Annotated in this window: 17 protein-coding genes; all 17 read left to right on the top strand. The window is 66.1% G+C overall.

What is annotated here, in order from left to right; translation table 11 throughout:
* The first annotated feature begins 9 nt into the window (after positions 1 to 9).
* Positions 10 to 1,341, top strand: a complete 1,332-nt coding sequence (locus KPL76_RS11480; RefSeq protein WP_371733959.1) for a dihydroorotase — start codon at positions 10 to 12, stop codon at positions 1,339 to 1,341.
* Positions 1,334 to 2,125 carry a hypothetical protein gene (locus tag KPL76_RS11475; protein WP_216333589.1) on the top strand — a complete coding sequence of 264 codons (792 nt, stop codon included), beginning with the start codon at positions 1,334 to 1,336 and terminating at the stop codon, positions 2,123 to 2,125. Before KPL76_RS11480 ends, KPL76_RS11475 begins: the two co-directional genes overlap by 8 nt.
* Entirely contained in the window at positions 2,122 to 3,282 is a 1,161-nt protein-coding gene (gene carA / locus KPL76_RS11470; protein ID WP_216333588.1) for a glutamine-hydrolyzing carbamoyl-phosphate synthase small subunit, read from the top strand. The genes KPL76_RS11475 and carA overlap by 4 nt, the downstream gene beginning before the upstream one ends.
* Entirely contained in the window at positions 3,282 to 6,626 is a 3,345-nt protein-coding gene (gene carB / locus KPL76_RS11465) for a carbamoyl-phosphate synthase large subunit (protein ID WP_216333587.1), read from the top strand. The genes carA and carB overlap by 1 nt, the downstream gene beginning before the upstream one ends.
* Before the next feature lie 8 nt (positions 6,627 to 6,634).
* Complete coding sequence (gene pyrF / locus KPL76_RS11460) at positions 6,635 to 7,570, top strand: orotidine-5'-phosphate decarboxylase (RefSeq protein ID WP_216336415.1); 936 nt, start codon at positions 6,635 to 6,637, stop codon at positions 7,568 to 7,570.
* Positions 7,567 to 8,526: a guanylate kinase gene (gene gmk / locus KPL76_RS11455; protein ID WP_216333577.1), complete on the top strand. Its 960-nt coding sequence runs from the start codon at positions 7,567 to 7,569 to the stop codon at positions 8,524 to 8,526. The genes pyrF and gmk overlap by 4 nt, the downstream gene beginning before the upstream one ends.
* A gap of 86 nt (positions 8,527 to 8,612) precedes the next feature.
* Complete coding sequence (rpoZ, locus tag KPL76_RS11450) at positions 8,613 to 8,879, top strand: DNA-directed RNA polymerase subunit omega (RefSeq protein ID WP_205108719.1); 267 nt, start codon at positions 8,613 to 8,615, stop codon at positions 8,877 to 8,879.
* Between the two features lie 121 nt (positions 8,880 to 9,000).
* Positions 9,001 to 10,260, top strand: coding sequence for a bifunctional phosphopantothenoylcysteine decarboxylase/phosphopantothenate--cysteine ligase CoaBC (coaBC, locus tag KPL76_RS11445; protein WP_216333576.1), 1,260 nt, complete (start codon positions 9,001 to 9,003; stop codon positions 10,258 to 10,260).
* On the top strand, positions 10,257 to 11,450 hold the full coding sequence (gene metK, locus KPL76_RS11440; RefSeq protein WP_216333574.1) for a methionine adenosyltransferase: 1,194 nt from the start codon (positions 10,257 to 10,259) through the stop codon (positions 11,448 to 11,450). Before coaBC ends, metK begins: the two co-directional genes overlap by 4 nt.
* Positions 11,447 to 13,633 (top strand): primosomal protein N', encoded by a 2,187-nt coding sequence (locus tag KPL76_RS11435; RefSeq protein WP_371733897.1) that lies wholly within the window; start codon positions 11,447 to 11,449, stop codon positions 13,631 to 13,633. Before metK ends, KPL76_RS11435 begins: the two co-directional genes overlap by 4 nt.
* The gene (gene fmt, locus KPL76_RS11430; RefSeq protein ID WP_216333565.1) at positions 13,630 to 14,598 is read left to right on the top strand and encodes a methionyl-tRNA formyltransferase; all 969 of its coding nucleotides are present in this window, start codon (positions 13,630 to 13,632) and stop codon (positions 14,596 to 14,598) included. Before KPL76_RS11435 ends, fmt begins: the two co-directional genes overlap by 4 nt.
* A gap of 100 nt (positions 14,599 to 14,698) precedes the next feature.
* Complete coding sequence (locus KPL76_RS11425; RefSeq protein ID WP_216336411.1) at positions 14,699 to 16,171, top strand: RsmB/NOP family class I SAM-dependent RNA methyltransferase; 1,473 nt, start codon at positions 14,699 to 14,701, stop codon at positions 16,169 to 16,171.
* 74 nt (positions 16,172 to 16,245) lie between these two features.
* Positions 16,246 to 16,929: a ribulose-phosphate 3-epimerase gene (gene rpe / locus KPL76_RS11420; RefSeq protein ID WP_216333563.1), complete on the top strand. Its 684-nt coding sequence runs from the start codon at positions 16,246 to 16,248 to the stop codon at positions 16,927 to 16,929.
* 36 nt (positions 16,930 to 16,965) lie between these two features.
* On the top strand, positions 16,966 to 17,229 hold the full coding sequence (locus tag KPL76_RS11415; protein WP_216333561.1) for a phosphoribosyl-ATP diphosphatase: 264 nt from the start codon (positions 16,966 to 16,968) through the stop codon (positions 17,227 to 17,229).
* Positions 17,230 to 17,315: 86 nt separating this feature from the next.
* The gene (gene hisG, locus KPL76_RS11410; RefSeq protein ID WP_216333559.1) at positions 17,316 to 18,155 is read left to right on the top strand and encodes an ATP phosphoribosyltransferase; all 840 of its coding nucleotides are present in this window, start codon (positions 17,316 to 17,318) and stop codon (positions 18,153 to 18,155) included.
* Positions 18,156 to 18,164: 9 nt separating this feature from the next.
* Entirely contained in the window at positions 18,165 to 18,926 is a 762-nt protein-coding gene (hisF, locus tag KPL76_RS11405) for an imidazole glycerol phosphate synthase subunit HisF (RefSeq protein WP_216333557.1), read from the top strand.
* A complete protein-coding gene (gene hisI / locus KPL76_RS11400) occupies positions 18,923 to 19,351 on the top strand; it encodes a phosphoribosyl-AMP cyclohydrolase (RefSeq protein WP_216333548.1) in 429 nt (142 codons plus the stop codon). Before hisF ends, hisI begins: the two co-directional genes overlap by 4 nt.
* Positions 19,352 to 19,378: the final 27 nt, after the last annotated feature.

Raw genomic sequence — 19,378 nt, 5'->3', positions numbered from 1 at the left:
CTCGGCTACCTGGTCTCGGGTACAACCCTGCCCACCGGTGAGCGGGCTGACCTCCTCGTACAGGGCGGTCGCCTGAGGGCGGTGGGTCGCTCGCTCGACGCCCATGGCGCCACGGTCATCGATGCAGACGGCCTGCTCGCCCTGCCCGGCCTGGTCGACCTCCACACGCACCTGCGCGAGCCGGGTTTCGAGCAGAGCGAGACCGTTCTCACCGGCACTCGCGCGGCTGCGGCCGGCGGGTTCACGAGTGTCTTCGCCATGGCGAACACTTTGCCGGTGTCTGACACTGCAGGCGTGGTCGAACAGGTGCAGGCATTGGGTGATGTCGCTGGCTTCGCAACCGTGCGCCCGATCGGCGCCGTCACCGTCGGCCTTGCCGGTGAACGACTGAGCGAGATCGGCGCCATGGCGCACTCACGAGCTCGCGTCCGGGTCTTCTCCGATGACGGCAAGTGTGTTCACGACTCGCTGCTCATGCGCCGGGCCCTCGAGTACGTGAAGACCTTCGACGGGGTCGTCGCACAGCACGCGCAAGACCCACGACTCACCGAGAACTCCCAGATGAACGAGGGTGCACTCTCAAGCGAACTCGGGCTCAAGGGCTGGCCGGCCGTGGCCGAGGAGTCGATCATTGCGCGCGACGTGCTGCTGGCCGAGCACGTCGGTGCCCGGCTGCACGTCTGTCACGTCTCGACTGCCGGCTCGGTCGAGGTCATCCGCTGGGCGAAATCCCGCGGCATCGCGGTGACGGCCGAGGCGACACCCCACCACCTGCTGCTCACCGAAGACCTCATCCGTTCCTATGACGCGCGGTACAAAGTGAACCCACCATTGCGCCGGGACGACGACGTGCATGCGCTTCGTGCCGGGCTTGCTGACGGCACGATCGACATCATCGCCACCGACCACGCGCCGCACCCCGCCGAATCGAAGGAATCCGAGTGGGACGCGGCGTCATTCGGCATGGTCGGCCTCGAATCGGCGCTCTCGGTCGCCCAGACGGCGCTCGTCGACACCGGCCTGCTCACGTGGGCAGACATCGCCCGGGTGCTCTCGCAGACCCCGGCGGAGATCGGCCGCCTTGCCGACCACTCGCACGCGTTCGAAGTCGGCTCCCCGGCCAACTTCACCCTCCACGACCCGAACAGCACCAGCGTCTTCGGTCTCGACCGGCTCGCTGGGAAGAGCACGAATTCACCGTTCCTCGGCATGGCCCTGTCGGGCCGGGTCGAGTACACCTTCCATCACGGCTACCCGACCGTCTTCGGCGGCACCGTGCTCGACAGCGCTGAGGTCGCGGCAAGCGTCGCAGCGTGGAAAACAGGAAGCACTCATGGATAGAATCGGCCCCGCACTCATCGTCCTGGCGATCCTGATCGTCATCTACGCCGCCATGGCGCTCGGCTGGCGGGCCCGAAAGCGCCGCCAGGCCGCCTTCACTGCACAGTCTGAGACGCCACAGGATGCTGGCGAGCTCCTGCTCGAAGTGCCGATGCTCTACGTGGCGACCACGCCGGCGAACAAGCCGCTCGAACGACTGACCATCAGCGGACTCGCGTTCCGCGGCCGTGGAACGTTCATCGTCTGGCAGCACGGCGTCACTCTCTCTGTGAACGGGGAACCTGACGTCTTCGTGCCTGTCGCCGACATCCGCTCGATCGGAACCTCGACCTACACGATCGACCGCGTCGTCGAATCCGGCGGCCTGGTCCGGCTCGACTGGGTCTCGGCTCTCAACGGAGACGACCAGTCCCGGCTGAGCGCCGCAACCGCCGGGTCGAACCGCGCCGAACGCAACGCTGCCATCGCCCGCGCCATCTCGACAGCCCACGACACCGCAGAGGCAGCCGCTGCAGTCGCCGCCGCCACCGAGGAGTTCGACCACGCACACCCCCGGCCACGCCCGGATGGTCGGGGTACGGCCCAGGCGAGTCACCGCAGTTCGACGGCGACGATCGTCACCCACAGCACTGCAGACGTCGAGTCGTACGTGCGGATCCTCGACCAGGCCGACAGCGTGCGTGTTCTCGATGCCGTCGACGGAATCGTCGCGGCCTTTGCTCGAACCACTCAGACCAACACCCCACCCCCCGCAACCCCGACGCAGGAAGGGACTCTCGCGTGATCGCACCAGAGCCCGCAGTTTTTGTTCTCGAAGACGGCAAGCGGTTCGTCGGGCGCGCCTATGGCGCCCACGGCCGCACCATCGGTGAAGCCGTCTTCGCCACCGGCATGACCGGCTACCAGGAGACGCTCACCGATCCCTCGTACGCGGGCCAGATCGTCATGATGACGGCACCGCACATCGGCAACACCGGCACCAACGACGAAGACCTCGAATCCAGTCGCATCTGGGTCTCGGGATTCGTCGTGCGCGACCCCTCCCGGGTCGTGTCCAACTTCCGTGCGACCCGCAGCCTCGACGACGACCTCGTCCGCGATGACGTTGTGGGCATCAGCGGCATCGACACCCGGGCCGTGACGCGGCACATCCGGTCATCCGGCGCCATGCGTGCGGGAATCTTCTCAGGCCCCGACTTCGAGCTGTCACCGGATGCCCAGCTCGAGCTGGTGCGCGCCGGCGCCGAAATGGCGGGCCAGAACCTCTCGAAGGTCGTCTCGACGCCCGAGCCGTACACGGTTGCAGCAGTCGGCGAACGAGTCGGATCAGTCGTGGTTCTCGACCTCGGCGTGAAGAAGTCGACGCTGAACTACCTCGCCGACCGCGGATTCGACGTGGAGGTGCTGCCGGAGTCGTCAACCTCGGCCGAGATCCTCGCGCTGGACCCCTCCGCACTCTTCTACTCGAACGGCCCGGGCGACCCCGAGGCCTCCGAAGGCCACGTGCAGGTGCTGCGCGACGTTCTGCACGCCGGGCTGCCGTACTTCGGCATCTGCTTCGGCAACCAGCTACTCGGCCGCGCGCTCGGTTTCGGCACTTACAAACTGCCGTTCGGCCACCGCGGAATCAACCAGCCCGTGCTCGACCGCACGACCGGCCGCGTCGAGATCACCAGCCAGAACCACGGCTTCGCGGTCGACGCCCCGCGCGAGGGCGTAATCGAGTCGCCAGAGGGGTTCGGCCTCGTCGAGGTGAGCCACGTCAGCTTGAACGATGACGTGGTCGAGGGCATCCGATGCCTCGAGATCAACGCCTTCTCTGTGCAGTACCACCCTGAGGCGGCCGCCGGCCCTCACGATTCGATGTACCTCTTCGATCGCTTCAGGGACATGGTCCTCAGCTCCAACCTCCCGCACGCCAACTCCCAGGAAAGCAAGTAATGCCCAAGAGAGACGACATCAAGAGCGTTCTGGTCATCGGCTCCGGCCCGATCGTGATCGGCCAGGCCTGCGAGTTCGACTATTCGGGTACCCAGGCCTGCCGCGTGCTCCGCGAAGAGGGCGTTCGCGTCATCCTGGTGAACTCGAACCCGGCCACCATCATGACCGACCCCGACTTCGCTGACGCGACCTACGTCGAGCCCATCACCTGGCGGGTCATCGAGAGCATCATCGCCAAGGAGAAGCCCGACGCGATCCTGCCGACCCTCGGTGGCCAGACTGCGCTCAACGCCGCGATCGACCTGCACAACCACGGCATTCTCGAGAAGTACAACGTCGAGCTGATCGGCGCGAACTTCGAAGCGATCAACAAGGGTGAAGACCGCCAGATCTTCAAGGAGCTGGTTCTGGAGTGCGGAGCTGACGTCGCGCGCTCGTTCATCGCCCACACGGTCGAGGAGGCGGTCGAGTACGCCGCAGACCTCGGTTACCCCCTCGTGGTGCGCCCCTCCTTCACCATGGGTGGGCTCGGCTCCGGCTTCGCGTACACCGAAACCGAGCTGCGCCGCATCGTCGGCGACGGCCTGCACCAGAGCCCCACCACCGAGGTGCTGCTCGAAGAGAGCATTCTCGGCTGGAAGGAATACGAGCTCGAACTCATGCGAGACACGGCCGACAACACGGTCGTGGTGTGCTCGATCGAGAACGTCGACCCGGTCGGCGTGCACACCGGCGACTCCATCACCGTGGCGCCTGCGCTCACACTGACCGACCGCGAGTACCAGAACCTTCGCAACATCGGCATCGACATCATCCGCGCGGTCGGCGTCGACACCGGCGGGTGCAACATCCAGTTCGCGATCGACCCGGCGAACGGCCGGGTGATCGTGATCGAGATGAACCCGAGAGTCTCCCGGTCATCCGCCCTCGCCTCGAAGGCCACCGGATTCCCCATCGCGAAGATCGCCGCGAAACTCGCCATCGGTTACCGCCTCGACGAGATCCCGAACGACATCACCAAAGTCACACCCGCCTCGTTCGAGCCGACGCTCGACTACGTGGTCGTCAAGGTGCCGCGGTTCGCGTTCGAGAAGTTCCCCGCTGCAGACCCGACCCTGACGACCACCATGAAGTCGGTCGGCGAGGCGATGGCGATCGGGCGCAACTACAGCACGGCCCTGCAGAAGGCCCTGCGTTCGCTTGAAAAGCGCGGCTCCTCGTTCCACTGGGACGGCGAGCCGGGCGACAAAGATGACCTGCTGGCCATTGCTGCGGTACCCACCGACGGCCGCATCGTCACCGTGCAGCAGGCTCTCCGCGCAGGTGCGACCATCGACGAGGTCTTCGAGTCGACCAAGATCGACCCCTGGTTCATCGACCAGATCGTACTGATCAACGAGGTCGCGGATGCTGTTGCCGCCGCTCCTCTGACCGACGAGCACATTCTGCGCCACGCCAAAGACCACGGTTTCTCCGACATTCAGATCGCCGCCCTCCGCGGTACCACCGAAGACGAGATCCGCCAGATCCGGTACGGACTCGACGTGCGCCCGGTCTACAAGACCGTCGACACGTGCGCGGGGGAGTTCCCCGCCCTGACGCCGTACCACTACTCGAGCTACGACCTCGAGACCGAGGTCATGCCGAGCAACCGCCGCAAGGTCGTCATTCTGGGCTCTGGGCCGAACCGCATCGGGCAGGGTGTCGAGTTCGACTACTCCTGCGTGCACGCCTCGTTCGCGCTGAGCGATGCCGGCTACGAGACCATCATGATCAACTGCAACCCCGAGACGGTCTCGACCGACTACGACACGAGCGACCGGCTCTACTTCGAGCCGCTGACGCTCGAAGACGTGCTGGAGGTCATCCACGCCGAGAGCCAGAGCGGCGAGCTCGTCGGAGTCGTCGTGCAGCTGGGTGGCCAGACGGCGCTCGGGCTCGCGAAGGGTCTCAAGGCTGCCGGCGTGCCGATTCTCGGAACGACACCCGAGGCGATCGACCTCGCAGAGGAGCGCGGGCTGTTTGCGGGCATCCTCGATGCTGCCGGCCTGCTTGCCCCGAAGAACGGCACCGCGACCGACTACGAGACGGCGGTCGTCGTCGCCGAGGAGATCGGCTACCCCGTTCTGGTTCGCCCTTCGTATGTGCTCGGCGGCCGCGGCATGGAGATCATCTACGACAGCCCCTCCCTCGAGGACTACTTCGAGCGGGTGTCCGGCCAGGGGATCGTCGGGCCTACGCATCCACTTCTCGTCGACCGTTTTCTCGACGACGCGATCGAGATCGACGTCGACGCGCTCTATGACGGCGTCGAGCTCTACATCGGCGGCATCATGGAGCACATCGAGGAGGCCGGCATCCACTCCGGCGACTCGAGCTGCACGCTGCCTCCCGTCACGCTCGGGCAGGACGTCATCGCCCGGGTGAAGAAGGCCACGCTGGGCATCGCCGAGGGCGTCGGCGTACGCGGGCTGCTCAACGTGCAGTTCGCCGTGGGGGCCGGTATTCTCTACGTGCTCGAAGCGAACCCCCGGGCATCCAGAACCGTGCCGTTCGTCTCGAAGGCGCTCGGTATTCCGCTGGCCAAGGCCGCCTCGCGAATCATGGTCGGCGACACCATCGCCGAACTGGTGGCCGAGGGCATGCTGCCCAAGCTCGACGGCTCGATCGTTCCCTTCGATGCTCCGGTCTCGGTGAAGGAGGCCGTGCTTCCGTTCAAGCGGTTCCGCACCAAGGAAGGCCTGGTCGTCGACTCTGTGCTGGGACCTGAGATGCGCTCGACGGGTGAGGTCATGGGCATCGACCGCGACTTCCCACGGGCGTTCGCGAAGAGCCAGGAGGCCGCGTACGGCGGACTCCCGCAATCGGGTGCCGTGTTCGTCTCTGTCTCCGACCGCGACAAGCGCGCCATCGTGCTGCCTGTTCTGAGGCTGTCGCAACTCGGCTTCGAGATCCTCGCGACCGTCGGCACGGCAGAGGTTCTGGGCCGCAACGGTATCCGCACACGCATCGTGCGCAAGTACAGCCAGGGCGCCTCACGCACCAATGAGCCGAACATCGTCGACCTCATCAACCGCAACGAGGTCGACATCGTGATCAACACGCCGTCTGGCCGCTCCGCGCGCGCCGACGGGTACGAGATCCGCGCAGCGGCCGTGGCAGCTGACAAGCCGCTGTTCACGACCATCGCGCAGCTCGGCGCTGCCGTCGCCTCCTTCGACGGCATTCGCGACGGCTTCACTGTGACCAGCCTGCAGGAGTACGCGTGGGAGCGTTCTGAAGCACTCGAGCGGGCCGAAGAGGCCGCCGCGGCAGAACTGCTGCTCGAGGAAGTCGAGGCGTAGGGGTGGTGATGGTTGGCACAGGGGCGGCACCCTTCGGTGAACGGCTGGCCGGTGTCTTCCGCGAGCGGGGCCAGCTCTGCGTGGGCATCGACCCCCACGACTACCTCCTGCGCGAATGGAACCTGCCGCTGAGCGCCGCCGGTGTGCGCGAATTCGGGCTCCGGGTGGTGGATGCTGCGGCTGGGGTTGTGGGCATCGTCAAACCGCAGGTGGCCTTCTTCGAGCTGTTCGGCTCAGCCGGCTTTTCTGCCCTCGAAGACGTCCTGGCGGCCGCCCGCGCCGCCGGACTGATCGTGATCGCCGATGCGAAGCGGGGCGACATCGGAACCAGTGCAGAGGCCTACGGTCGGGCCTGGTTGCAAGCGGGGTCTCCACTCGAGGCCGACGCCGTGACCATGACGGCCTATGCCGGAGTCGGCTCCCTCCAACCGGTCTTCGACCTCGCCGAAACGGCAGGCAAAGGTGTCTTCGTCTTGAGTGCCACTTCGAACCCCGAGTCGTTCCAGCTCCAGACCGCGCGGGCCTCCGGCGCAGGCGGCGACAGTTCGCTGGCTGGGCTCGTGGCCCACGAGGTCTCTGTGCACAATTCATCAGCACGTGCCCAGGCGGTCGCGCAGGGGAGTGCCGACGCCTCGGGAGAACTCACCCCGGGCACCGCCGCGCTCGGTAACATCGGACTTGTGTTGGGTGCGACGAAGAACCTCAGTGACTATGGCATCGACACGGCACGCCTTGCCCTGGCACCGGCCACCCCCGTGCTCGCCCCGGGATTCGGATTCCAGGGAGCGGTCTTCAGCAGCGTGCGCTCGGTCTTCGGCCACCTGACGCCCGGCACGGTGGTCGCAGTGTCGAGGTCGGTGCTGGCTGGCGGGCCGCAGCAGCTCGAGCTGGGCATCCGGCAACAGTCTGACGATCTCGCCGAAGCATTGGCGGTCACCGAATGACGACCTCGGATTCCTCCCTCGAGCCGGCAGCGGGCACCCCTCCCCGCCACACGACGCCTCCCGACGTCGACCGCGTCGCCGCGTCGAGGGCCGCCGTTGCTGCCCGTCGCGCGCGCGCTGCAGTGAAGTCGGCCATCGTCACCGGGGCCAGAACGGCGATGGATGTCGTGCAGACGGGGTTCGACGAACCGGGTTCCGCCGAGGCGGGGCTGCGTGTGCGCGAGCTTCTGCGGTGCATCCCGGGTCTCGGGCCTGTCAGAGCCGACAAAGTTCTCGAAACCCTGGCGATCTCTCCGTCAAAACGCATCGGCGGCCTCGGCAAACACCAGCGTGTGAAACTCGTCGAATACGTGGGTAAGCGCACGCAGGCGCCCTCGGCAGCGAGCGGCTCAACCGCAGCACAGCGGTCACGACTGGTCGTTCTCGCCGGGCCGACGGCAGTCGGCAAAGGCACGGTGTCGACCTATATTCGAGAGAACTACCCCGAGGTCAAACTGTCTGTCTCTGCGACAACCCGCGCGCCTCGGCCGGGAGAAGTCCACGGCGTCAGCTACTACTTCGTCTCAGACGAGGAATTCGACAGGATGATCGCTGCCGACGAGTTTCTCGAGTGGGCGATCGTGCACAACCAGTCTCGCTACGGTACGCCACGCGGGCCCGTGAATGAAGCCCTCGAAAGCGGGCGCAGCGTGCTGCTCGAGATCGACATCCAGGGCGCGCGCCAGGTACGCAGGACTGCACCCGATGCCGTGCTCGTCTTTCTGCTGCCGCCCACGTGGGAGGAACTCGTACGCCGCCTGGTCGGTCGGGGAACCGAATCGGCTGAAGAACAGGGGCGACGCCTCGACACCGCGAAAGTCGAACTGGCGGCGCAGGATGAGTTCGATTTCCGTGTCGTGAACACCCAGGTCGACGATGCGGCGCGCGAGGTCGTAGACTTAATGAACATTTCCTAGGCCCCCCGTGGCCTTCTGCACGTTCTGAAGGCCCGTCACCCACCGCGTTTCGGGGGTGTGCCTTCTCATCATCAAGGAGCATTTCCATGCCAGCCAAGCCACTCGGCATCATTGACCCGCCCATCGACGAGCTGCTCTCGAAGGTCGACTCGAAGTACGCCCTGGTCATCTTCGCGTCAAAGCGTGCCCGCCAGATCAACGACTACTACGCTGACCTCCACGAAGGCAGCCTGTTCGACAACGTCGGCCCACTGGTCGATTCCGGCATCGACGACAAGCCGCTCTCGATCGCCCTGCATGAGATCAACGAAGACAAGCTCACGGTGAAGGCCAACGCACCCATCGCTGACTGAACACCGATCAGTGACCACAGAGGGCCCGCGCTTCACTGCGACGGGCTCTCTTCGTCGTAGTGCGGCCCTGCCAATTGCCGACAGAGCCGGCTTCGGGCCGCAGATCTGACAGGGTAGAGCTATGAACATCGTCGTCGGTATCACCGGGGGTATTGCCGCGTACAAGGCGGTCGGCGTCATCCGGAGTCTTGTGCTGGAAGGGCACTCTGTGCAGGTCATCGCGACCGAGCACGCGCTTCGTTTCGTCGGTAAGCCCACCCTCGAGGCGCTTTCTCGCAACACGGTCCATAGCGACCTGTATGAGGGTGTGTCTGAGGTTCGGCACGTGGCGATCGGCCAGGCGGCCGACCTCATCGTCATCGCCCCGACCACAGCCAACACCCTGGCCAAACTGGCCGCAGGCATTGCGGATGATCTGCTCGGCAACACCGTCCTCGCGACCACTGCTCCCATTCTCCTGGCGCCGGCGATGCACACCGAGATGTGGCAGAACGCCGCCACGGTGAGCAACGTGGCGACGCTTCGGGCGCGTGGATTCCGCTTCGTCGGCCCGACGCGCGGCCAACTCACAGGAACGGACTCGGGTGTCGGGCGCATGGCGGAGCCAGACGAGATCGTGGCGGCTGCACTCGGAATCATCACGGCACGGGAACCCGGCGAACCGGGCCTCAGCGAACCGGGTCGTGACCTCGAAGGCCTGCGGATCCTGATCTCCGCCGGAGGCACGCGAGAGCCGCTGGATCCTGTGCGGTTCATCGGCAATCGGTCCAGCGGCAGACAGGGTGTCGCCCTGGCCGATGCAGCGGTGTCGCGAGGAGCCGAAGTCACGTTCATCGGTGCCCACCTCGAGGTCGAGCCCCCACGGGGTGCGACGATCCATTCCGTCGAGACAGCAGAAGAACTCCGAGTGGAATTGCTCGCTCTCCTCCCTGAAACCGACCTGGTGATCATGGCTGCGGCGGTCGCCGACTACCGGCCTCGCACGGTCTCCGAGGGCAAGATCAAGAAAGACGTCACCGGTGATGTGCTCACGCTCGAGCTGGTGAAGAACCCCGACATCCTTGCGGAGCTTGCGGCCATGAAGGCCGGTCACCAGGTGGTGGTCGGGTTCGCAGCGGAGACGGCCACAACCGAAGGAGAACTGCTGAGCCTCGGTCGGGCCAAGATCGCTCGCAAGCGTTGCGACTACCTTGTCCTCAACAGGGTGGGCTGGACCGAGGGGTTTGCCACAGAGGGCAACACGATCGTGGTGCTCGATCATGACGGGCATATAGTGATCGAGGCCGAGGGCACGAAGCTCTCCGTGGCACACAGCATCCTCACCGCGGTGAGCACACGTACTCCAACAGAAATCGCAGTCGAACCACCAGGAGCCCCATGACGAACCTTCGCCTCTTCACGTCAGAATCGGTGACCGAAGGCCATCCCGACAAGATCTGCGACCAGATCTCCGACAGCATCCTCGACGCGCTGCTCGAAGTCGATCCCTCCAGCCGGGTCGCAGTGGAGACGCTGGTCACCACCGGCCTGGTACACGTGGCCGGCGAGGTCACCACGAAGGGCTACGTCGACATTCCGACCATCGTGCGAGACCGCGTGCGGTCGATCGGCTACACCTCATCAGACATCGGCTTCGATGGCAGCAGTTGTGGGGTCTCCGTGTCGATCGGCGCCCAGTCACCCGACATCGCCCAGGGTGTCGACAATGCCTGGGAGACCAGGCAGGGGCACGACTCCGACCCACTCGACCGACAGGGTGCGGGAGACCAGGGCATCATGTTCGGGTTCGCCACCACAGAGACCCCCCAGTTCATGCCGCTGCCGATCTGGCTGGCCCACCGTCTGTCAGAGCGCCTCGCCGAAGTGCGCAAGAGCGGCCAGCTCGACTACCTCCGGCCCGACGGAAAAACCCAGGTCACCATCGGCTATGAGGGGCTCGCTCCCCGCACGGTCGAAACGGTCGTGCTCTCGACCCAGCACACGCCGAGCGTCTCCACGGCCCAGCTCCAGGCCGACGTCGCCGAACTCGTCATCGGCCCGGTTCTCGCCGATGCGCCGCTGGATTCCGGCTCGGTGAGACTACTGATCAATCCCACGGGCCGCTTCGAGATCGGCGGACCCCAGGGTGACGCCGGTGTGACCGGTCGCAAGATCATCGTGGACACCTACGGGGGAGCAAGCAGGCACGGTGGCGGCGCCTTCAGCGGAAAAGACCCGTCGAAGGTCGACCGCTCGGCTGCGTATGCCATGCGGTGGGTCGCCAAGAACGCAGTGGCGGCTGGCCTTGCCGACAAGCTGGAAGTCCAGATCGCCTACGCGATCGGCAAATCAGCTCCCGTGGGGCTGTACGTCGAGACTTTCGGCACCGGTCACCTCCCCGACGACGACATCATCAACGCCATCCGCGAGGTCTTCGATCTCCGCCCGGCGGCGATCATCGCCGACCTCGACCTCCTGCGGCCCATCTACGCTCAGACGGCCACCTATGGTCACTTCGGCCGCGAGCTGCCGGACTTCACGTGGGAACGTCTTGACCGGGTCGAAGCCCTTCAGGGCGCAGCCCGGTTGTGACCAGTGCCGCGGGTGCCGACCGGGCTCCGGGTGACATCACCCAGGTGTTGGTCGCCCGGGTGATGCTCGAATCGCTCCTCCCGCAACTCGACCGGCTGTTCGACTATCGCATTCCCGATCACCTCGTGGGCCTGGCAGTGCCCGGAGTTCGGGTGAAGGTTCCCCTGCGGTCAGCGGGCCGGGTTTCCAGAGGGTACGTGATCGAGGTCACCAGCGACGCTGACTACTCCGGCACATTGAGTGAAGTCGACGAAGTCGTCTCACCGGTGCCGGTGCTCACCGCAGAAGTCTGGGCGCTGGCCCGACGGGTGGCCGACCGTGCCGCCGGAAACGCCAGTGACGTCGTGCGACTCGCCGTTCCACCGCGGCAGGTGCGCGTCGAGAAGGCCTGGCAGGCCCGGCAGCCGGCGGTCGCCCGTCCAGAATCTGAGACCACTGACTCTGAAGACACGGTCGCTGACACCACAGACGCTGAAGCAACAGACGCTGACACTGTAGGCGCTGAAACAACAGACGCTGACACCGTAGGCGCTGACACTGCAGGCGCTGAAGCCATGGTCACGCCCGAGACACGCACCCCGGCGCAGATCACGGGGTATGGGCCCGGTGCCGTCGAATCAGCACTCGCACGACGTGCACGTTTCGCGCTGGCCGCTGTTCCTACCGTCACCCAGACGAGCACGGGTGCCTGGGTCGGGCAGTGGGCCACGACATTGGCGGCGATGGCCGTGTTCACGCTGGGGCTCGGCCGATCATCCATTCTCGTCGTGCCCGACTACCGCGACCAGGACCAGCTCGAAGCCGCCCTTCAGGGTCTGGTCTCCGTTGGGCTCCTCGCCGCCGAGTCGATCGCCAGGGTGGATGCCCGGCAGTCAAATTCCGAACGTTACGCGCGTTTTCTCTCCTGCCTCGAAGAGCGGCCGAAGATCATCGTGGGCAACCGCTCTGCGATCTATGCCCCTGCCCACGCGCTGGGGCTGATCGCGCTCTGGGACGAGGCCGACCCACTGCACAATGAGCCACTGAGCCCCTACGTCGCCTCTCGCGATGTCGCCCTGATCAGGCAACAGCAGAGTGGCGCCGCGCTGGCGTTCGTCTCGCACTCGCAGAGCACGTTCGTTCAGCGGCTCGTCGAACTCGATTTCCTCGAAGAGATCGCCCAGAACCCGCGATTTCTGCCGCACGTCGTCCCGACGTCGGCGCAGGCCTCCACCGACCGTTTCGCACAGTACGCCCGCATTCCCACGACCGCGTGGAACACGGCGCGAAAGGCACTCGAGACCGGGCCCGTACTGGTTCAGGTGGCGAGGCCGGGCTACGCTCCAGTGCTGGCCTGCAGCAGTTGCGCGAAGCCCGCACACTGCCAGGTGTGCGAAGGGCCCCTGCAGGCCGCGAGCCGGAACGCCAGGCCCTCGTGCGGCTGGTGCGGGGCGATCGCCGCCCAGTGGTCGTGCCACTACTGCGAAGGCACGAATTTTCGGCTGGTGGGCAACGGCAGCACGCGAACGGCAGAAGACCTCGGCAAGGCATTCCCGAAGACGCGGGTCATCGTGTCAGATGGCACACGATCGCTCACCGATGTCTCTGCCGCGCCTGCGCTCGTCGTGGCAACCCGCGGTGCCGAACCTGTGGCGGCTGGCGGGTACCACGCCGTGTTGTTGCTCGACGGCGAACGGATGCTCGCCCGCGAGTCGCTCACGGTTGCCGAAGAGTGCCTGCGGTGGTGGTCGAACGCCATCGCCCTGGCTGCCCCACGCGCGCCTGCCATCATCGTGGGGGTCGGTGGCGAGCTCGCGCGAACGCTGGTGACCTGGCAGCAGGGCAGGTTTGCCGCGTCAGAACTCGCCGATCGACGCACGCTTCGCTTCCCACCTGCCATCCGCCTGGCGACCGTGCGGGGCACTCCGGAATCCGTTGCATCGGCTGTGAAAGAACTACACGATTCGGTGCGGGGCGAAGATAGCGCGAAGATGGATGTGCTCGGCCCAGTGCCTGATGAAGGCGAATTCGTGCGTTCCATCGTGCGATTCGACTATTCGGTCGGCGCCACGGTCGCCACGACCTTGCGCGCAGCGGTGATCAAGAATGCAGCAAACCGGCGAAAACCGGCGGGCCGACCAACGAACTACCGCACGCCACCCACCCTCAGGGTTCGATTCGATGACACGGAGATCCTCGATTGAGAATTGTCTTCGCCGGTACGCCAGCCGTCGCAGTACCGACGCTCGTCGCCCTCGCAGCCGATCATGACGTCGTCGCGGTCATCACACGGCTCGATGCTCCGATCGGTCGCAAGCGCGTGCTGACTCCGTCTCCTGTGGCGGAGCGTGCGGCTGCGCTGGGCATCCCCGTGATCAAAGCAAACACGCTCGACGCTGCCGTCACCGATCAGGTCGCGGCGCTCAGCCCAGACCTCGGTGTGATCGTGGCATATGGCGGGTTCGTGCGTGAACCTCTGCTGGGCACGCCTCGTCTCGGCTGGATCAACCTCCACTTCTCACTGCTGCCGCGATGGCGCGGTGCCGCTCCGGTGCAACGTGCCGTGATCGCCGGTGACGAGGTGACCGGCGCTTCCGTCTTCCAACTCGTTCCTGCGATGGATGCCGGTGACGTGTTCGCCACCCTCACCACCTCTGTTGGCGCTCACCAGACTTCCGGGCACCTTCTGGAGTCCCTGGCGCACAGCGGGGCCGACCTGGTGGTGCAGGTGGTCGCAGACCTGGCGGCAGGGACAGCGGTGGCCGCACCCCAGTCGGGAGAGGTCACCCTCGCGCCCAAACTCTCTCTCGACGACGCGCGGCTCGACTGGAGCAGACCACTGGCCGAGGTATACCAGCGCCTTCGGGGAGTCACGCCCGAGCCGGGAGCCTTCACCGTTGTGAATGGCCTGCGGCTGAAGATTCTCGAGGCAGAACCCGCCCACGATCTACCGTCGTTGCCGCCAGGCCGAATCCGGCTCGCGTCGGGCTCTGTTGTTGTCGGCACCGCCGATGTGCCGCTTCGGCTGCTTCGGGTGCATCCGGCCGACAAGAAGGGCATGACTGCAATCGACTGGTGGCGAGGCGTTGTGCCCAGCACGCAGAACAGCGTGCAGGCAATCAGCCCCGACGGCGGCGCCATCCAGCAACAGGAACTGACAGCAGAATGAGAGAGTCATCGTGAGTTCATCCCAGGGCAGCACCGGCGACCGCCCCAAGCACGGCCGCCAGGGCGCGAACCAGGGTCGCAACGGGTCAAGCCCGGCGCGCGTGCCTGCTGGGCGCGACCACGGTCGAACGGCAGGCTCACGCGGTCGCTCCGGTTCGGCCCCGGGGCCGAGTGAACGGGGCCAGGGCAGTGCGGGCGTTCAACCGGCCCGCCGCATCGCCTTCGAAGTGATCCGCGCCGTGCGCGAAGACGACGCCTACGCCAACCTGCTTCTGCCCGCCAAGCTCGAACGCGCCAGGCTGAGCAGCGCAGACGCCGGCCTGGCCACCGAACTCACCTACGGCACGCTCCGCATGCGCGGCTACTACGACCGCGTCATCGAGCTCGCGGCCAACCGCCCGATCACGGAGATCGACGGCGTCGTGGTCGACGTGCTCGAGCTGGCCAGCCATCAACTGCTCTCGCTGCGGGTGGCCAGCCACGCCGCGGTCAACGAGGCTGTCGAACTCGCCCGCGATGTGGCGAGCCGATCATCCACCGGCTTCGTGAACGGTGTTCTGCGCACCATCACCCGCTCGACACCCGAAGAGTGGCAGGAGCGCGTTCTCGAAGCGGCCGGCAACGACGATGCGCGGCTGGAGGTGCTGTACTCGCATCCGTCGTGGATCATCCGCGCTTTCCGTCGCGCGCTCCTGGTCGATGGAGCCACTCCCGAGGAGGCAGAAGTCGACCTCGTCGCGCTCCTCGAAGCTGACAATGAGGCGGCGAAACTCGGTCTCATTGCGCTGCCGGGGTTGGCTGAGCGCAGTGAGATCCATGTCGACGGGCACGCGTCGCTGTATTCGCCCTTCGGTTTCATCACGGACTCCGGCGACCCGCGCGACATCGAGCAGGTCCGTAGCGGAACGGTCCGCGTTCAGGATGAAGGCTCACAGCTCGCCGCCCTCGCACTCGTGCACGCCGCGCCGATAGCCAACGGCGAGGTCTGGCTCGACCTGTGCGCCGGCCCCGGCGGAAAGACGGCCGTGTTGGCGGCGGAGGCGCGCATCGGGGGAGCGACGGTCATTGCGAACGAACCCGTTGCCGCCCGCGCCGAACTCGTACGCAACGCACTGGCCGCCTTGCCGAACCCCCCTTCGGTGTGGGAGGAGGACGGAACACTGATGGGCGAGGAGAACCCCGGGCGATTCGACCGGATTCTCGTCGATGCCCCGTGCACCGGGCTCGGTGCTCTGCGCAGACGACCAGAGGCGCGATGGCGAAAATCACCCGCAGACGTCTCAGAACTCGTCGGGCTGCAGGCGCGATTGATCGACGCCGCGGTGCTCGCCCTGAAACCCGGGGGCATTCTGGTCTACGTCACCTGCTCGCCGCACGTCGCCGAGACACGGGGCCAGGTGACCGACGCGCTGAAGCGCCACAGCGAGACTCTGCGGCCGTTGCAGACCCAGGCCGTGATGCAGTCGTTCGTGTCGACTCCGCTACAACTCGGCACTGACACGACGCAGGCCCAGCTGTGGCCACACCGGCACGGCACCGATGCGATGTTCGTCGCGGTGATGCAGAAGATCTGAGAAGCACGCGACCCTGAGCAGCACGCGACCCTGCACAGCGCGAGACTCTGCAAGTGAGACCCTAGGCTGGAGCCATGCCCATGCGTATCGATCCCAGCATCCTGGCCGCCGATTTTGCCAATCTCCAGGCCGAACTGGCCAGGGTCGGCACGGCAGACCTCGTGCATGTCGACGTGATGGACAACCATTTCGTGCCCAACCTCACCCTCGGGCTCCCCGTAGTCGAGGCGCTTCAGAAGGTGTCGACCCTGCCGCTCGACCTGCACCTCATGATCACCGATGCCGACCACTGGGCTCCTGTCTACGCCGAGACCGGCGCGTATTCCGTGACCTTCCACGCGGAGGCAGCCGCAGATGTCGTAGCAACCGCCCGGCGCCTTCGACAGATCGGCGCTCGTGCCGGCCTGGCCGTCAAGCCCGGCACCGACATCGAGCCCTACCTGGAACTCCTGCCCGAATTCGACATGCTGCTGGTGATGACCGTCGAACCCGGGTTCGGAGGGCAGTCGTTCATGGCCGACACGATGCCGAAGCTCCGCCGGGCATCCGAAGCCGTCGCGAAGAGCGGACTCGACGTGTGGCTCCAGGTCGACGGGGGCATCAGCGAGAAGACGATCGAGATCGCGGCAGAGGCCGGGGCGAACACCTTCGTCGCCGGGTCGAGCGTGTTCGGCGCCGAGAATGCGGCCGCCCAGATCACCCTGCTGCGTGATCTCGCCTCCCGGCATACCCATACGCCGGCCCAGCCCACCCACTGAACGCTGACAGCTGGCTCTTGCCGGTACCCTTGAACTGTGAAGACCTTCGACGAACTGTTCAGTGAGCTCAGCGAGAAGCAGGCGCTGCGGCCCGAGGGTTCCGGCACCGTGCGCGAACTCGATGCCGGCGTGCATGCCATCGGCAAGAAGATCGTCGAAGAGGCGGCCGAAGTCTGGATGGCCGCGGAGTACCAGAGCGACACCGAGACGGCCGAAGAGATCTCGCAGCTGCTCTACCACCTACAGGTCCTGATGCTGGCCAAGGGCCTTTCGCCAGCCGACATCTACCGGCACCTGTAACAAATTGTCTCGTGCGTCCCCGCCGCACAAGACGAACCCACTGAACTTCGCACGGCACGTCCGGACGAAAACCTGAAAGACACGAAATGCTGAAAATCGCGGTGCCCAACAAGGGTTCCCTGTCAGAGACCGCCGCTCAGATGCTCGCAGAGGCGGGCTACCACGGCCGCCGCGACCCGCGCGAGCTCGTCACCCAGGACCCGAAGAACGATGTGGAGTTCTTCTACCTCCGGCCGCGCGACATCGCGACCTACGTCGGCTCCGGTGCCCTCGACATCGGCATCACCGGCCGTGACCTGCTGCTCGACTCGGAGTCGACAGCGACCGAGATCGCCGAGCTGAACTTCGGTGAGTCGACCTTTCGCTTCGCCGCCCCGCCGAAGACGTTCGACTCGCTGAGCCAGCTGCAGGGCCGCCGCGTGGCCACCAGTTACCCCGGGCTCGTCGCCGCGTTCCTCGCCAAGTCGAACGTCACAGCCACTCTGGTGAAGCTCGACGGCGCCGTCGAGTCCGCTGTGCGACTGGGGGTGGCGGATGCTGTGGCCGACGTCGTCTCGACTGGCAGCACCCTGCGCAAGGCAGGGCTCGAGATCTTCGGCCCGGTCATCCTCGAATCCACTGCCGTGCTCATCAGCTCCGGTGTGCAGAAGCCGGGTGCAGACACTCTGCAGCGACGCCTGCAGGGTGTGCTGGTCGCGCGCCAGTATGTGCTGATGGACTACGACGTTCCCCGCGCGCTCCTCGACGCCGCGGCGGCGCTGACTCCCGGCATCGAATCACCCACGATCTCGCCGCTGGCCGACCCCGACTGGGTCGCTGTACGCGCCATGGTGCCGCGCCTGGACATGAACCTCGTGATGGACGCACTCTGGGAGGTCGGCGCACGCGCCATCCTGGTGAGCCCCATCCACGCCGTGAGAATGTAGGCACAGGCCGTGTCACTCGCAGTGCGCGTCATCCCGTGCCTCGACGTCGCCGGCGGCCGCGTCGTGAAGGGCATCAATTTCGAGAACCTGCGTGACGCAGGTGATCCGGTCGAGCTCGCAACCCTCTACGCCGCGCAGGGCGCAGACGAGATCACCTTTCTCGATGTCACGGCCACTGTCGACGAGCGGGCCACGACGTACGACATCGTGCGCCGCACCGCCGAACAGGTCTTCATTCCCCTGACCGTCGGCGGGGGAGTCCGAAGCCCCGAAGACGTCGCACGGCTGCTGGCCAGCGGCGCAGACAAGGTCGGGGTCAACAGCGCCGCCATCGCGCGCCCCGAACTCCTCGGCGACATCGCCGACCGCTTCGGCGCGCAGGTGCTCGTACTCTCGCTCGACGTCAAGCGTGGCGGCAACACCGAATCGGGCTTCATCGTCACCACCCACGGCGGTCGCCGTGACACTGAGCTGGATGCGCTGGCCTGGGCATCACGTGCCATCGAACTCGGCGCCGGCGAACTCCTCGTCAACTCGATCGATGCCGACGGCACCAAAGACGGCTATGACCTCGAACTCATCGCCTTGATGCGCCAGGTGAGTTCAGTTCCGGTGATCGCCTCAGGGGGAGCGGGCCGCACCAGCGATTTTCCCGAGGCGATCGCCGCCGGCGCTGACGCAGTGCTGGCCGCATCGGTCTTCCACAACAGACAATTGACCATCGCTGACGTGAAGTCGGCGCTTGCAGAAAGCGGGGTGGTGGTGCGATGAGCTTCGCGCTCGACGTCGACTCGGTGATCAGCCGGGCCACGTTCAACGACCAGGGCCTGCTGCCGGCGATCATCCAGCAGTTCGACACTTCTGAAGTACTCATGCTTGGCTGGATGGACGCCGAAGCGCTTCGGCGCACGTACACGAGCGGCCGGGTGACGTTCTGGTCGAGGTCGAGGCAGGAATACTGGCGAAAGGGCGACACCTCCGGGCACGCGCAGTTCGTTCGTGCGGCGGCTCTCGACTGTGATGGCGATACGCTCCTGGTCACGGTAGAGCAGGTCGGCGTTGCCTGCCACACCGGTACGCGCACCTGCTTCGACGGCGACGTTCTCGCACCCGAGACGGGGTTCGCGAGTCGGGCCGGAAGTGAAATCCACACGGAGACGTCCCCCGACAGCGGCATCACGGCCGGCCCCGAGTAGTCTCAGATCCCGAGCACACTCCTACCA

This window comes from Subtercola sp. PAMC28395 (assembly GCF_018889995.1).
Lineage (GTDB): Bacteria > Actinomycetota > Actinomycetes > Actinomycetales > Microbacteriaceae > Subtercola.
Note: the sequence above shows the minus strand (reverse complement) of the source record. Positions and strands in the feature narration are given on the sequence as shown.

Bases quoted from the DNA above. Each gene is read 5' to 3' on its own strand.
- KPL76_RS11475 (WP_216333589.1), top strand. From the start codon at position 1,334: ATGGATAGAATCGGCCCCGCACTCATCGTCCTGGCGATCCTGATCGTC.
- metK (WP_216333574.1), top strand. From the start codon at position 10,257: ATGACGAACCTTCGCCTCTTCACGTCAGAATCGGTGACCGAAGGCCAT.
- gmk (WP_216333577.1), top strand. From the start codon at position 7,567: ATGACGACCTCGGATTCCTCCCTCGAGCCGGCAGCGGGCACCCCTCCC.
- pyrF (WP_216336415.1), top strand. From the start codon at position 6,635: ATGGTTGGCACAGGGGCGGCACCCTTCGGTGAACGGCTGGCCGGTGTC.
- rpe (WP_216333563.1), top strand. From the start codon at position 16,246: ATGCCCATGCGTATCGATCCCAGCATCCTGGCCGCCGATTTTGCCAAT.
- carB (WP_216333587.1), top strand. From the start codon at position 3,282: ATGCCCAAGAGAGACGACATCAAGAGCGTTCTGGTCATCGGCTCCGGC.
- coaBC (WP_216333576.1), top strand. From the start codon at position 9,001: ATGAACATCGTCGTCGGTATCACCGGGGGTATTGCCGCGTACAAGGCG.
- rpoZ (WP_205108719.1), top strand. From the start codon at position 8,613: ATGCCAGCCAAGCCACTCGGCATCATTGACCCGCCCATCGACGAGCTG.
- hisG (WP_216333559.1), top strand. From the start codon at position 17,316: ATGCTGAAAATCGCGGTGCCCAACAAGGGTTCCCTGTCAGAGACCGCC.
- hisI (WP_216333548.1), top strand. From the start codon at position 18,923: ATGAGCTTCGCGCTCGACGTCGACTCGGTGATCAGCCGGGCCACGTTC.